The sequence below is a fragment of the Rahnella sp. RFA10(1/100) genome, assembly GCF_004195115.1.
GTDB classification, from domain to species: domain Bacteria; phylum Pseudomonadota; class Gammaproteobacteria; order Enterobacterales; family Enterobacteriaceae; genus Rahnella; species Rahnella perminowiae.
In genome coordinates this window covers 240245-253657 of record NZ_SEWR01000005.1, presented here as the reverse complement: position 1 = coordinate 253657, position 13413 = coordinate 240245, and the positions used below count along the sequence as shown (strand labels likewise).

Below are 13413 nucleotides of genomic sequence, written 5' to 3'. Positions count from 1 at the left end.
CATCATGGCTTATGATAAAAATCCTCATGCCGTCAAACCGGAAGAATACGGTTTCCCGCTTAAACTCAAAAAACAATACGACAACTTCATTGGCGGTGAATGGGTCGCGCCGGTGAAAAAACAGTATTACGACAATCTGACACCGGTGACCGGCGAGGTACTGTGTCAAGTGGCCAGCTCCGGCACCGATGACGTCGATCTGGCGCTGGACGCCGCCCATAAGGCCAAAGACGCATGGGGAAAAATGCCGGTGCAGCAGCGTGCAAATTTACTGCTGAAAGTCGCCGATCGCATGGAACAAAACATTGAACTGCTGGCAAACGCCGAAACCTGGGATAACGGTAAACCGATCCGCGAAACCAGCGGCGCCGACGTGCCGTTAGCCATCGACCATTTCCGCTATTTCGCCTCTTGCGTGCGTGCGCAGGAAGGCGGGATCAGCGAAATCGACAGCGAAACCGTTGCGTATCATTTCCACGAACCGCTCGGCGTGGTGGCGCAGATTATCCCGTGGAACTTCCCGCTGCTGATGGCGTGCTGGAAAATGGCACCGGCGCTGGCGGCAGGTAACTGCATTGTGCTCAAACCCGCCAAACTGACGCCGCTGTCCGTTCTGTTGTTGATGGAGCTGGTGCAGGACATTTTGCCTGCGGGCGTCATTAATGTGGTTAACGGCGCGGGTGGTGAGATCGGCGAATATCTGGCGACGTCTAAACGTATCGCGAAAGTGGCGTTTACCGGCTCGACGGAGGTCGGCCAGCAAATCGCCGGCTATGCCGCACAAAACCTGATCCCGGCCACGCTGGAACTGGGCGGTAAATCACCCAATATTTTCTTTGCCGATGTGATGGATAAAGAGGATGAATTCTTCGACAAAGCGCTGGAAGGGTTTGCGCTGTTTGCCTTCAATCAGGGTGAAGTCTGTACCTGTCCGAGCCGTGCGCTGGTTCAGGAATCTATCTACGAACGTTTTATGGAACGTGCGATCAAACGTGTTGAGGCTATTAAAACCGGTAACCCGTTGGATATTGAAACCCAGATGGGCGCGCAGGTTTCTGCCGGACAGATGAAAACCATTCTGGATTATATCGAAATCGGTAAAAAAGAGGGCGCAGAGGTACTGACCGGCGGCGCGAAGAAAAAACTCGAAGGTTCGCTGAACGAGGGATATTACCTGCAACCCACCATTTTGCTGGGTAAAAACAACATGCGTGTTTTCCAGGAAGAAATCTTCGGACCGGTGCTGGCCGTCACCACGTTTAAAGATATGGACGATGCGCTGCAAATTGCCAATGATACCGCTTACGGATTAGGCGCAGGTGTCTGGAGTCGTGACGGCAATGTGGCCTATCACATGGGCCGCAATATTCAGGCCGGGCGCGTATGGACCAACTGTTATCACGCTTATCCGGCGCATGCCGCATTTGGGGGTTACAAACAGTCCGGTATCGGGCGCGAGACTCATAAAATGATGTTGGATCACTATCAGCAAACGAAATGTTTACTCGTTTCTTATTCGAGTAAACCGATGGGGCTTTTCTGAGGAATGATCGCGCATTCTGACCGTAATTGATTTTTCCGGCTGACGATGGCATATAAAAACGCCATCGTCAGTGAGATTACTTAATACATCATGTGCATTGCTCTCATTTAGCGGTTAACTTAAAGTGCCTATATAAATATTTTATATGTTAATTCAATAATAAAACATTATGAATGCGCTAATTGTAATATTTTAAACGTGACCGTGGACGGATGTTCATATCTAAGGATAGAGAGTCATGTTTAAACGGTTTTTATATATTGTGATATATACGATTTTCATTTTTGCTGTTTCAATAGGTCGCACCGTTGCCTATTATCAATATATTGTTCTCAATTCCGATGCGGCACCTTTGGTCAGAGTGGTTTAGCCCGTTACGCACCGTTATTTGCAACACTTGAGGTGATGGGGCTGGAGTCTCAATATCGGGAAAAAATCTATACAGCTGTGATCAAAGATAACATTGATTTAGCTGACGACACTGTTTTAAATAACTGGCTGGAACATAATGGTATTGACGTCGGGAAATATCACGAAATCAACGCATCGCCGGCGGTCAAAGCGTTACTTCAATATATGTCAGCTGTCAGTAACTATTATGACGTCTCTGCAACGCCGGCATTTATTGTAAACAAGCAATGGCTTGCCTATCAGGATCGCGATTTTAAAGCTTTTGGTGATCAACTTATCTCCCTGCTTACCAGGCATAAACCACTGGAGATATAATGCGCTTTGTTCCGGTATGGATCTATTTGCACAGCATGTCTTTGGGGGCGGCTATAAACTATAAAATTTTCTTATTTTATAGCCGGATAATAAAAGTTGGACTGTCTCTTTATAAGTTATTGCCATTAGAAATTATTTTTGGAATGTTGCATGTGATGCGTTTTCTGCGATGTATAGGGAAACATCAAAAAACACTGACGCTGGTCGCCAATGAAAATAAACGGTGTTTGTTAAACGACACCGGCATCGTCGATTTCACCTGGATTGCGCAACGCCGGAAAGCCCTGGATTACGCGGCAACTTATGGCAAAAATCAGCGTGTCGTCAGCCAGCTGGAAAATTGTGCATATCAGTTAGATCAATTCGTTAAACCGCTGCATCAGAGCAGGAAACCCGTCATCCTTGCGCCGCTGCATATGGTTTCGGATATCCTGGCAGGTATTGTTGCCAGTAAAACCTATCCAGGAAAATCCACCCTGATGAACCTGTCAGGCGGACTGGATATCCCTGACAGTGGCGAGATCTGCATCGCAGGCATTGATACCACCCGGGCTTCTCATGAACACCTTGCCGCGCTGCGATCCATCCAAGAAATAAACAAGAATAGAAAGACGTAAACGAAAGACATGGGAGAGCGATCTTCCATGTCTTGTTCTGAAACAGAGCGGTGAAACGAACGAAATCACACCACGCTGTTTGGCGGCAGAACCACCTGTCGGCTGCGCAGAAATACCACCACCAGCGCCAGCCAGGCGAGACCGCTTAACAAATTGAATGTATTAAACATCCCCGCACCGCCTTCGACATAAGCCACTTTTGCCAGTTCAATGCCCAGTGTGAAAATCAACATACTGATGACGCCCATGGCGGCGGAAACCGTGCCTTTGCTCATGTCGCTGGAGAACAGCGTCAGACGGTACAGACCGGCATTCGCCACACCAATCCCGAAGGCGTACAGGCTCAGACCGGCAGTCATCCACAGATACGCATGTGCGGAAAACAGCGTGGCCGCAGCTGCGATCAGCAAACCAACCACCATTGGGCCTGCGCCCAGTTTAATCAGATATTCGACGGTACGTTTGCCGGACAGGCGCGCCAGTGTGATGTTACCGATAATCAGTGCGCCGAAAATCGGTACCTGCAACAAGCCATAATCATAGGCCGCTAACCCTTCACCGCTGATTAAAATCACCGGCGACTGTGCAATCCACGTCAGCAATGGCAGGCTGGCAAAACCTATCGCCAGCGCACCACACAGGAACTGGCGGTTCTTCAGCACATGCTTGTAATCACGCAGCAGGCTTGGCATGGAGAACGGTTCGCCCAGGCGGGAAGCGGTCTCCGGCATCGATTTCCACAATCCCCACAGCGCAATGGCGGCGAGCAGGGCGAAAATCACAAACATTGACTGCCATGGCGCAACGTGGATTAGCGCCGCACCAGCCAGAGGCCCGAGCAGCGGCGCAATCAGCGCGACGTTAGCCATCATGGCGGTGATTTTAATACACACCGATTCTTCGAAAGATTCCTGTATAGCGGCATAGCCGACCGCGCCGATAAAGCACAGGCTGATGCCCTGCAGGAATCGCATCACCATAAATTGTTCTATATTTTGCGCAAACAGAATCGCCAGACAGGTGATGATGAAAAAACTCACGCCCGCGAGCATGACCGGACGACGGCCGCGCCTGTCGGACAGCGGACCGAGCAGCCATTGCAGGAACATGCCGCCAGCGAGATAAGCGGTCATGGATGTCGGCACCCACTCTTCGCCGGCATTAAAATTAGCCACGACGGCCAGCATGCCCGGTTGGATCATATCGTTGCCGATATAAGTCGCGAACTCGAACAGCACCAGGCACAGAGGGAACAAAAGCGCCTGCCGACCCAGAAGGGAAGCAGTATTTGGAGAATTATGCATTGTAGTTATTTCACAGACGTAAGGCTAATTCTTTGAAAATTAGCAGAAAATAAGAGACTGTCCGGGCGGGTTTCGCAAGCGAGGCAGTAATAGGGACTATTTTGCCGATTATTTGAGCGCAACGCAATGTTCAGGTTCACGTTCAGCACAATCTGAGATCGGCACTTTTGCCTTGTTAGCCGTCCAAAAGCTGGCTAGGCTGCAAACAGCCCATCGATAAGAAGGAAATTACCGGGAATGAGCCAAAAAATCAGCTGGATAGATAATCTGCGCGCACTCGCCTGCATGATGGTGGTGATGATCCACGCCAGCACGTCGCTGGTCGTCAATTTCGCTGCGGTAAATACCCCTGAATGGACGGTGGCAAACGTGCTCAATTCCGCTTCGCGCGTCTGCGTACCCCTGTTTTTTATGATTTCCGGTGCGCTGTTTTTGGGGGAAAGGAGCGCGCAAAAACGCCATTTTCTGCGAGTCACATTATGTTTGCTGTTCTACAGCGCCGTCTCGCTGATTTATATCCTCACGATGACAAAAATCGGGTTTTGGCCGTCTCTGCGTCTTATCATGGAAAAACCGGTGTTTTACCATCTTTGGTTCTTCTACGCGATCATCCTGATTTACCTGCTTTCCCCGCTGATTAATGTTAAAGCCGTATCCGGCAGATACCTGCTGATTGTCGCAATGCTGTTCGGCGTACTGGCAAATCCGCAGCTTCCTGCCGTGACGTGGCACAAAATCCATCTTTTGCCGCTGGATTTATACATTAGCGGTGACACTTTCTATTACGTGCTATATGCCCTGTTGGGCCGCGCCATCAGCCAGCTCAGGACTGAAAAAACGGCGATCACGCTCGTCGCCAGCGCCATGTTCATTCTCAGCACGCTGGCGATTGCCACCGGCACATACCGGCAAATGCAGATTAATCAGAGTTTCGCCGATACCTTTTATATCTACAATGGTCCGCTGGTATTTATCTCTGCGATGTCTTTATTTGTGGTTTTCAAGAACACACTGGCACAACGTCTCCTGCCAGGATTTTCGTTAATCTCCCGCCACTCTCTGGCTATCTACGGCTTTCATGCGCTGATCATCACCGGCCTGCGCGGCCGGCATCTCGACTTTCCGCAATACCCGCTGCTGAACCTGGTCTTTTTGTTTATCTGCGGACTCGGCGGCGGATTATTTCTGGCGATGGGGCTGGGGAAAATAGACCGCCGGAACTGGGTGAGCTGAATACTTTTAACGCCACCGTTCCTGCGCCCGGCGTAATTGCCGTGCGGATGAGAAGCCCGCAGCGAGTGCGGCTTTTTCGATGCCGGATCCCTGCTGAAGGCGTTGTTGCGCCACGGCGATACGCAATTGCTCGTGGTAGTCACGCACGCTGATGCCCAGATGTTGTCGGAACAAACGGGTGAGGTGGCGTGCGCTGATGTGCGCCCTGGCGGCAACATCTTCCACCTGCCAGGCCGATTCCGGCTCGGCAGCAATCAGGTTTTGCGCACGGTGCACTGCGGGGTGCAGATGATTACGGTAACGCAGCCACGGAGAGAGTTGCGGATCATCACCGCCACGGCGGAAATAGACCACCATTTCGCGGGCAACATCCAGCGCGGCCTGCGGCCCAAGATGTGTGGCGATCAGATGTAGTGCCAGATCGATACCGGCGCTGATGCCTGCGCTGGTCAGTACCGAACGGTCTTCGACAAATATCCGGTTATCTTTCACCTGGGCAGCAGGTACCTGCTCGCGCAACCGTCCGATTACATCGTGATGCGTGGTGCACTGATAGCCGTCGAGCAGACCGGCTTGCCCGGCCAGCAGGCTGCCGGAACAGATGCATACCAGTCTTAAATTTCCTGCTTCAATGGCGCTTTTTTGCTGATGCAGCCACTCACAGGCGGTCTGTGCGACCGGTGAGGAGAAGTTTTCGTCGGATTCTGCCACACCCGGTATGATCACAATACTGCCCGGGGGCAGGCTTTGCGGCAGTGGCTGCAAATGGCTGACCATCAGGCCGGTTGACATCATCGCTTCCGGCTGCGGCCCGATATAATGAAGCGAAAATTGCCCGCTCAGGCGCAACGCTTCCGCCGGGCCGGTAAGATCTAACGACATCACGCCGGGGAGCGTCACAAAGTAGACATTGCGCTGCATAGTGCTTCATCCGTCTGTGGGGAAAAACGCTATCTTCACACAGTGCGGTCGAGTTGCGCCAGCGCACCGGTCACGTCAGTGACAGTGGCAAAGCGGTCGGCGAGTACCAGTTCGGTCCGCAATTTGATCTCCTGTGCGCTCAGCGTGATACCACTGGCGTGCGTCATCGGAAACGTCAGTGTCGCATCGGTGACAAAGGTCACTGAATAGCCGAGGTCTGACGCCACCCGGGCCGTGGTTTCACAGCACTGCTCGGTGCGCATACCGGCGATAATCAGATGCGTGATGCCTTTTTCGCGCAACCAGCCATCGAGGCCGGATTCGGTCAGGGCATTGTGGACATGTTTATGCACAACATGCTGCGGCCGGTGTGTGAGAAAAGTCATTGGCGTGACCAGACCGGAGGCCAGAGAAAAGTCGCCATCAGGGTTGACGTGAAATACATCGATAACCGGTACATTGCGGGTCTGACAGCCAGCGATCAGGCCGTTGAGGGCTTCGCTGAAAGCCGGTAAATCATCCTGTTGCCAGAAGTCTTTTTGTTCAAATGAACGCTGAACGTCGATATTTAACAGGGCGCTTTGGGTCATTTACGGACTCCATCTGGTGAGTGTGAAATCAGTGTGCGCCTGAATTGGAAAGGGAAGAATGCCAAAAACGGACAGGATACTGACCGGGGCGGACGACCTGCGCCATCTGCCCCGGTTCAACTTTTTGATCAACGCTTCTGGCCGGCGCGCCAGTGGTGATAATCGATGTGATCAGCCTGGAAATTGGTGGTTTCAGCATCGCCGGTCAGGCGGTACGCCAGCTGAAAGGCGAAGTCAAACGCCAGCCCTAATCCTTTTCCGCTGAGCAAGTTACCGTCTTCCACAAAGGACTGATTGACGTAAACGCCGTCTTTCACGTCCTGGTATAAATCGCCGGAACAGACGTAACGACGGCCTTTCAGCAGACCGTTCCCGCCCAGCACACGCGCGGCAGCGGAGCACAGCGGGCAGATCAGTTTACCGGCGTCGTCGTGACGTCGGACAAATTCCACCACCGCTTTACTGGCCGCCAGCGCCACTGAGCCTTCCGGTCCGCCGGGCATTACCACAGCATCAAATAAGCGGTCGCCCTGCGCGGACAGCAGTTCGTTGGCCTGCATCTGAATGCCGTGATACGTGCGCAGCGTCAGGCTTTCCTGGCAGGCCAGCGTGGTGACCTGAATCTCCAGCCGCTCAAGAATATCGAGCACAATCACCGCTTCGCCTTCTTCAAATCCGTTAGCCAGCAGCAGCGCGACCTGCTTTTTCGCCTTGTCCTTTACCATAATGCAAATGTCCTCTGAGGATAAAAATCAGAGGACATCATAAAATGAAACGGTGTTTTGATATTGTGACTGGTATTGCAGACCGGGCTAGAAGACCAGCTGCACTTTTGACGCTTTGGATTTATCCAGGGCGTATTCCAGCGCTTCCACCAGACTTTCCTGCGGGAATTCTGCTGACAGCAATGGCATCGGATCGACGGTTCTATTCGCCAGCCATTCGACGGCAGTATTAAATTCTTCTGTGAAACGGAAACTGCCGACCCAGTTAATTTCTTTGGCAATCAGCGACATCAGCGGGAATTCATTCACTACCGGCCCCATGCCAACCTGCACCAGGGTGCCGCGTGCGCGGGTCACTTCCAGACAACGGCGGATGGAAGACGGATGGCCGGAGGCATCGAAGGAGACATCGAAAAAGCCTTTCTCTGCCTGATATTCGCTGAAATCACCTTGTGCAGCGTCCAGTGCTTTATTTGCGCCAACTGCCAGTGCCAGCGTACGGCAACGTTCGCTCGGGTCGGTCACCACGATTTGCGCCGCGCCTTTGGCTTTTGCTGCCAGCACGATTAAGCAGCCAATCGGACCTACGCCGGAAACAAACACGGTTTTACCATGAATATCGCCCGCCTGGTTTACGGCATGAATGGCGACGGCCAGCGGTTCTGCGAACACCATCAGGCGGTCACTGACCTGATTGTCGTAAGGAATGCACTGGTCGCTGTCGACGATTTTATACTGCGTGAACGCGCCGTTGATGTGCGGGAAATACATCGCGCTGCCGAAAAATTTCATGGTGGTGCATTGGTTTTCGTCACCGGACAGACAGTACTTGCAGGCTTTGCACGGCTTACTCGGGTTCAGCGCCACTTTCTGACCGGGCTGCAAACGCGGGTTATCCGATTTCTCCACCACACCGACCACTTCATGGCCAAGCACCATCGCCTCGCGCACTCTGAAATCACCGACAGCGCCGTGTTCGTAATAATGCAGATCCGAACCGCAGATGCCGCCGCGGGTGATTTTCACCAGCGTGCCCTGGCCGGTATAGCTGAGGGTCTGGTGGATCACCGAGACGTCTTTTTTCCCGGTCACGACGCAGGATTGTGTGGCAATAGTCATGGGATTCTCGCTCTTTAAAGGGCCTGATTGCGCCCAGTAAAGAGGGTTTACCGGTCAGAAAATGTGATCGTCGTCACCTTGTGCCGTGTTACGAAAACCTGTTACCCATAACTTGAACGGACTCAACTTTTCCCGGCGGATTTATCACGATTTCGCGCCGGCATGCTGAGGATCAGATGGGTTATCACACCGCCCGCCAGACCCCAGAATGCCGAACCGACACCCAGCAGCGTGACACCGGAAGCCGTGATCAGAAACGTAATGATTGCCGCGTCGCGCTGACGCTCGTTTTCCAGCGCGCGGTACAGGCTGCCTGCAATGGTGCCGAGCAACGCCAGCCCGGCGATGGTGTGGATCAGCGCCTGTGGCAGGGCGGTAAAGACCATGCCGATGGAGCCGCCAAACACGCCCGCAATCAGATAGAAAACGCCAGCCGAGACGGCCGCCATATAGCGTTTTTTAGGATCGGGATGAATGTCCTCGCCCATACAAATCGCGGCGGTAATGGCGGCGATACAGATGGTAAAACCGCCGAACGGCGCTAAAACTAACGCAGTCAGCGCCGTCCAGGAAATCAGGGGCGAAACAGGCAGATGATAGCCGTGCGCTTTCAGTGTGGCGATGCCCGGCGCATTCTGTGAGGCCATGGTCACCACAAAAAACGGAATGCCGATGCCGATAATTGAGGAAAGCGTGAAATGCGGCATCACAAACGCCGGTGCGGCGAAGGTCAGCGTCTGGCCGTGCAGCGCAATATCACCCTGTAATCCGGCGACGATCAGCCCGGCGGCCAGTGCGAGCACCACCGCATAGCGCGGCAGGGCGCGCTTTGCCAGCAGATACACCAGACACATGGTGCCTGCAAGGGCGAAATTGCTTTGCAGTGAGGTAAAGGCGTCCAGCCCGAAGCGCAGCAGAATGCCGCCGAGCATCGCCGCTGACAGCGCCTGCGGGATGTAATGCATCAGTCGGGCGAATAAGCCGGTCACGCCGCACAGCAGGATCAGCCCGGTGGCAAAGACAAATACGCCAATGGCTTCGTTAAGTGAGGTGCCGGGCAGGCTGGTGACCAGCAGCGCCGCGCCGGGTGTCGACCAGGCCGTCACCACCGGTGTGCGGTAATACAGTGATAGCCCGATGCTGGTGACCCCCATGCCCAGACCCAGCATACTCAGCCAGCCGCCAATTTGTCCCGCGCTGGCCCCTGCCGCTTCCGCTGCCTGAAAGATAATCGCTGCGGAGCTGGTATAACCGACTAAAACCGCAACAAATCCGGCGATTACCGCCGAAAATGTCAAATCCTGCGGACTGAAACGCGAGGCCATAGGTGAAATTCCTTCTGGTTACCGCTTGCTGGCGGTATGCTGTTGTGCGTTATAGCGTACATCGGATGCGCTCAAAATATCATTGTGCGTTATAGCGCACAACCATGATCGCTAAAAATGATTGCCAGAGGAGTCAGGATGCAGGAGCTCACCCGCCATATTGGCAGCCAGCTGAAAGCCGTTCGCAGCGAACGTGGCTGGAGTCTCAGCCAGACGGCAGAACACACCGGTGTCAGCAAGGCAATGCTGGGGCAAATTGAACGCGGCGAATCCAGCCCGACCGTTGCGACGCTATGGAAAATCGCCAGTGGCCTGAATGTTTCGTTCTCGGAGTTTCTTGAAACCCCGCCTGCGCAGTCGGCGGCATTGCACCGGCACGGTTTGCTGACCACGTTTAACAGCGACAGCTCAGGAATGCGCGTAGTGCCTTTGTTTCCGTTTGACACCACATTGCGTATGGACATGTTTGTTATCGATCTTGAACCGGGTGGATGCAGCGAATCCACGCCACACGAAGCCGGTGTGATTGAGCATGTCATTGTTATCGAAGGAGAACTGACACTGACGGTGGACGGTATGACGCGCCTGCTCAGTGCCGGTGAAGCTTTGCGTTTTGCCGCCGATTGCCCGCACGCTTACCGCAATGAAAGCGGTCATTCCGTACGTTTCCACGACCTGATACATTATCCGCAGTCACGTCCGTAACGTTTTCATTTCCTCAGGAGAATGTCCCGATGAGCCAGCCGCAAGATGTGGTGATCCGTCCGTTAACGCCCGCAGACCGTCAGGAGTGGGAAATGTTATGGCGCGATTACCTGGATTTTTATCAGTCGACGCTCGATCCGGCGCAGTTTGATCACACCTTCCGGCGGTTATCGCAGCCCGAGTATGCCAGTATGTTTGGCTATGTGGCGGAGTATGAGGGGAAACTGGTCGGTCTGGTGAACTGTATCAATCACGATCATGGCTGGCATATGCAGCAGGTGGTGTATTTGCAGGATTTATATGTCGATGACGGCGCGCGTAAACTGGGGATCGGGAAAAAACTGATTGAAGCGGTTTACGCCTACGCCGATGAAAACAATAAAGCTAACGTCTACTGGACGACCCAAACCTCGAATCATACTGCCCGCAAACTGTACGATCGTGTGGGGCGGCTGACTGATTTTATTAAATACCAGCGCTGACCGGCGCTGTCATTCTGCGCTTAACGCTTTTACCATCGTCAGATTGGTCGGCGCATAGCCCAGACTGCTGTATAACGCCTGCGCAGCACTGTTTTTATAAAACACATTCAGGCCGACAGATGTCAAACCCAGTCCGCGCACTTTTTCTTCCAGCTGTAAAAAGGCTGCGCGGGCATGGCCCTGACGGCGAAATTGCGGAAACACTGACACTTCATAAATAAAAGCGCTACGCTCGCCCTGACGCTCACTGACCGCAAACCAAATATACCCCGCAGTTCCCCCGTCGGCCTCTGTTCTTATTTCAAACAAATAATTATCCGGTGTGGCCAGGCCCTGCGGCAGCAAACGCGTTATTTCACCTTGTGATCGTGTCAGCGCATTTTCCTGCTGCCAGCGGCCTGAACTGACATTTTCTCTGGCGTAATCGCTGACCAGCTGATCAAAAAATTGCGGGTAAAAAGTATCACGCATAGCGGATAAAAAGGTCATCAGAATCACTCCTTCGGCGATTTTTTATACGGCGTAACGTAGCATTCGCTGATGGTGGTGGAATGACTTTCCATCTGCGTGATGATGTAGCCTTTATCCGTCAGCGCCACCGAGCTGTAGGGGGTTTCATTATTTTTATCTGCAATCACGTCTTCAAAAGACTGAATGATTTTGGCCTTCTCACTGGCGCGTGTCGGATCATCCATTCCGTCGACCCGGATCATCGCCTGTTTAAACTGGTTACTGAATCCTGTTTTCCCCGCCCGGCTTTCAATCACGGCCTTAATGTTCACCGTGACGTCATTACCGAGCAGAAATAACGTGTTGCTCTGGTAAACCAGCACATTCTTGCGCTTCGAGACGACAAAACCGTTCTCGATCACTTTCATTTTGCTGTTGTTGGCGTAAGTCACGTCATCGAGGCAAATGGTTTTATCCCCGACCTTGAACTGGCTGAACCGTGCTTTGATTTCTTTCGGCGTGGATGCCGCCTGCGAGCAGAGCGGCGCAAGCAGCAGAAGAGGTAAGAGCCATGACTTCATAGGAGTTTCCTGAACAGGTGCTGAATCAGCCGACATAACAGCAGTATAGGGAGACCGGCGCAGGATGCGAATGTTTATCTTTGGCGGACCTCATCCTTATTCATTGCTACAATGAATAAGGATGAGGTGGGTTGGAGGCGTAAAAATGCCGACTTTATATGTCGTTTTTGGATTTCCGAAGCAGAGAGGGAGGCTGTAGTGGGTTGTCGCCGATCTATTAGGCGGTTATGCGTTCATTCCAGGTATCTTTATAAATGATATTCCCGTTTACATACTTCCATGTAATGCTTTCATAGCGTAGTGGGATAGTTTCAAAATGTGTTCCAGTCTGGTTGCCTGGGTATAAATTTGGTGCAATGGATGTAACTTTTACATTTTCCAAAATGATACTGAAGTATTCGGCTTCAACGAACCACCAACAATGGGCGAACCATCTACTCCGGTTAGAAATAAATATGCTGGATTTGACATGAAATATCCTTATTTTTAATGTTTAGTTATCTTGCGGGTAATATTTATCGATTAGTTTACCAATAATCCATATGACAAATACCATAGCTGAAATGGCGAGCAATCTCTCCAGCCAGGTATCAAAATAAAATACAAAGAATAACGAAAACCAGACTGATGCACCACCAAGGATTGCGCCTATTTGACCTACTGCAGCGTTCTTTCATTCCTCCGACTAATAATATGTTTCCAATGACCCCGCCTCTTACTTTCACAAAAAAGCTTGTTCCTTGAGCTATCGCGATAGCAACTTTCCCGGCAATAACTGTATTAGTTGCAGTTCTGCCGACAACTGAGAAAAAAGATCGGCTGTATGTTTTGTTCGCTTTCTGAAACATATTTATCGAAATCGTTAAGTATAGTCTGTATCGAAAAAACCATACGCAAGATATCCCAGATCAACTGGCACGGAAAGTATTCCATGTACCAAACCAATAGCTGAATCAGGTGAAATAATTATGTCGGTAATGCGCTGTGCTATCTCTTCTGAATTATCCATAAGGCGCCCTTTGAAGTCCGTTTGTTTGGCGGTTTTTTAGAGGATATATTGACTTAAGCCAAATGGCAATGGCTAAAAAAAGT

The 13413-nt window shown here is 52.0% G+C and carries 15 protein-coding genes and 1 pseudogene; 6 read left to right on the top strand and 10 right to left on the bottom strand.

Features of this window, described 5'->3' with window-relative positions; translation table 11 throughout:
* Nucleotides 1–4: 4 nt before the first annotated feature.
* From ETV65_RS16790 to ETV65_RS16780, 3 genes are all read left to right on the top strand, one after another.
* On the top strand, nt 5–1543 hold the full coding sequence (locus ETV65_RS16790; RefSeq protein WP_129954010.1) for an aldehyde dehydrogenase family protein: 1539 nt from the start codon (nt 5–7) through the stop codon (nt 1541–1543).
* Nucleotides 1544–1948: 405 nt separating this feature from the next.
* A complete protein-coding gene (locus tag ETV65_RS16785; RefSeq protein WP_129954008.1) occupies nt 1949–2269 on the top strand; it encodes a DsbA family protein in 321 nt (106 codons plus the stop codon).
* Nucleotides 2269–2886: a hypothetical protein gene (locus tag ETV65_RS16780; protein ID WP_129954007.1), complete on the top strand. Its 618-nt coding sequence runs from the start codon at nt 2269–2271 to the stop codon at nt 2884–2886. The genes ETV65_RS16785 and ETV65_RS16780 overlap by 1 nt, the downstream gene beginning before the upstream one ends.
* Before the next feature lie 65 nt (nt 2887–2951).
* On the opposite strand, the gene ETV65_RS16775 is transcribed toward ETV65_RS16780, so the two are convergent.
* Nucleotides 2952–4190 (bottom strand): MFS transporter, encoded by a 1239-nt coding sequence (locus ETV65_RS16775; protein WP_129954005.1) that lies wholly within the window; start codon nt 4188–4190, stop codon nt 2952–2954.
* Nucleotides 4191–4427: 237 nt separating this feature from the next.
* On the opposite strand from ETV65_RS16775, the gene ETV65_RS16770 reads away from it, so the two are divergent.
* A complete protein-coding gene (locus ETV65_RS16770; protein ID WP_129954003.1) occupies nt 4428–5423 on the top strand; it encodes an acyltransferase in 996 nt (331 codons plus the stop codon).
* Nucleotides 5424–5429: 6 nt separating this feature from the next.
* On the opposite strand, the gene ETV65_RS16765 is transcribed toward ETV65_RS16770, so the two are convergent.
* The 5 genes from ETV65_RS16765 to ETV65_RS16745 all read right to left on the bottom strand — a co-directional run bounded on the left by ETV65_RS16765 (nt 5430) and on the right by ETV65_RS16745 (nt 10103).
* Nucleotides 5430–6344, bottom strand: a complete 915-nt coding sequence (locus tag ETV65_RS16765; RefSeq protein ID WP_129954001.1) for a helix-turn-helix domain-containing protein — start codon at nt 6342–6344, stop codon at nt 5430–5432.
* Nucleotides 6345–6379: 35 nt separating this feature from the next.
* On the bottom strand, nt 6380–6934 hold the full coding sequence (locus ETV65_RS16760) for an isochorismatase family protein (RefSeq protein WP_129953999.1): 555 nt from the start codon (nt 6932–6934) through the stop codon (nt 6380–6382).
* Between the two features lie 128 nt (nt 6935–7062).
* Entirely contained in the window at nt 7063–7659 is a 597-nt protein-coding gene (locus tag ETV65_RS16755; RefSeq protein WP_129953997.1) for a DJ-1/PfpI family protein, read from the bottom strand.
* An 87-nt stretch (nt 7660–7746) separates the two neighbouring features.
* Nucleotides 7747–8778 (bottom strand): L-idonate 5-dehydrogenase, encoded by a 1032-nt coding sequence (idnD, locus tag ETV65_RS16750; RefSeq protein WP_129953995.1) that lies wholly within the window; start codon nt 8776–8778, stop codon nt 7747–7749.
* A 122-nt stretch (nt 8779–8900) separates the two neighbouring features.
* Nucleotides 8901–10103, bottom strand: a complete 1203-nt coding sequence (locus ETV65_RS16745) for a benzoate/H(+) symporter BenE family transporter (protein WP_129953993.1) — start codon at nt 10101–10103, stop codon at nt 8901–8903.
* A gap of 138 nt (nt 10104–10241) precedes the next feature.
* Between ETV65_RS16745 and ETV65_RS16740 the strand changes: the two genes are divergently transcribed.
* A complete protein-coding gene (locus tag ETV65_RS16740; protein ID WP_129953991.1) occupies nt 10242–10808 on the top strand; it encodes an XRE family transcriptional regulator in 567 nt (188 codons plus the stop codon).
* A gap of 29 nt (nt 10809–10837) precedes the next feature.
* Entirely contained in the window at nt 10838–11290 is a 453-nt protein-coding gene (locus ETV65_RS16735) for a GNAT family N-acetyltransferase (RefSeq protein WP_129953990.1), read from the top strand.
* Nucleotides 11291–11299: 9 nt separating this feature from the next.
* Here the strand turns inward: ETV65_RS16735 and ETV65_RS16730 are convergent, their stop codons facing one another.
* From ETV65_RS16730 to ETV65_RS25020, 4 genes and pseudogenes are all read right to left on the bottom strand, one after another.
* Complete coding sequence (locus tag ETV65_RS16730) at nt 11300–11779, bottom strand: GNAT family N-acetyltransferase (protein WP_129953988.1); 480 nt, start codon at nt 11777–11779, stop codon at nt 11300–11302.
* A 5-nt stretch (nt 11780–11784) separates the two neighbouring features.
* Complete coding sequence (locus ETV65_RS16725) at nt 11785–12321, bottom strand: hypothetical protein (RefSeq protein WP_129953986.1); 537 nt, start codon at nt 12319–12321, stop codon at nt 11785–11787.
* 217 nt (nt 12322–12538) lie between these two features.
* Nucleotides 12539–12730: pseudogene (locus tag ETV65_RS16720) on the bottom strand (type VI secretion system tube protein Hcp); the annotation flags it as partial.
* Between the two features lie 453 nt (nt 12731–13183).
* Nucleotides 13184–13330 (bottom strand): hypothetical protein, encoded by a 147-nt coding sequence (locus ETV65_RS25020; protein WP_205951601.1) that lies wholly within the window; start codon nt 13328–13330, stop codon nt 13184–13186.
* Between the last annotated feature and the right edge of the window lie 83 nt (nt 13331–13413).

Excerpts from the sequence above, each read along its gene's own strand:
- ETV65_RS16770 (WP_129954003.1), top strand. The coding sequence starts at position 4,428 with ATGAGCCAAAAAATCAGCTGGATAGATAATCTGCGCGCACTCGCCTGC.
- ETV65_RS16745 (WP_129953993.1), bottom strand. The coding sequence starts at position 10,103 with ATGGCCTCGCGTTTCAGTCCGCAGGATTTGACATTTTCGGCGGTAATC.
- ETV65_RS16765 (WP_129954001.1), bottom strand. The coding sequence starts at position 6,344 with ATGCAGCGCAATGTCTACTTTGTGACGCTCCCCGGCGTGATGTCGTTA.
- ETV65_RS16780 (WP_129954007.1), top strand. The coding sequence starts at position 2,269 with ATGCGCTTTGTTCCGGTATGGATCTATTTGCACAGCATGTCTTTGGGG.
- ETV65_RS16785 (WP_129954008.1), top strand. The coding sequence starts at position 1,949 with ATGGGGCTGGAGTCTCAATATCGGGAAAAAATCTATACAGCTGTGATC.
- ETV65_RS16775 (WP_129954005.1), bottom strand. The coding sequence starts at position 4,190 with ATGCATAATTCTCCAAATACTGCTTCCCTTCTGGGTCGGCAGGCGCTT.
- ETV65_RS16790 (WP_129954010.1), top strand. The coding sequence starts at position 5 with ATGGCTTATGATAAAAATCCTCATGCCGTCAAACCGGAAGAATACGGT.
- ETV65_RS25020 (WP_205951601.1), bottom strand. The coding sequence starts at position 13,330 with ATGGATAATTCAGAAGAGATAGCACAGCGCATTACCGACATAATTATT.
- ETV65_RS16725 (WP_129953986.1), bottom strand. The coding sequence starts at position 12,321 with ATGAAGTCATGGCTCTTACCTCTTCTGCTGCTTGCGCCGCTCTGCTCG.
- ETV65_RS16760 (WP_129953999.1), bottom strand. The coding sequence starts at position 6,934 with ATGACCCAAAGCGCCCTGTTAAATATCGACGTTCAGCGTTCATTTGAA.
- ETV65_RS16740 (WP_129953991.1), top strand. The coding sequence starts at position 10,242 with ATGCAGGAGCTCACCCGCCATATTGGCAGCCAGCTGAAAGCCGTTCGC.
- ETV65_RS16735 (WP_129953990.1), top strand. The coding sequence starts at position 10,838 with ATGAGCCAGCCGCAAGATGTGGTGATCCGTCCGTTAACGCCCGCAGAC.
- idnD (WP_129953995.1), bottom strand. The coding sequence starts at position 8,778 with ATGACTATTGCCACACAATCCTGCGTCGTGACCGGGAAAAAAGACGTC.
- ETV65_RS16755 (WP_129953997.1), bottom strand. The coding sequence starts at position 7,659 with ATGGTAAAGGACAAGGCGAAAAAGCAGGTCGCGCTGCTGCTGGCTAAC.
- ETV65_RS16730 (WP_129953988.1), bottom strand. The coding sequence starts at position 11,779 with ATGACCTTTTTATCCGCTATGCGTGATACTTTTTACCCGCAATTTTTT.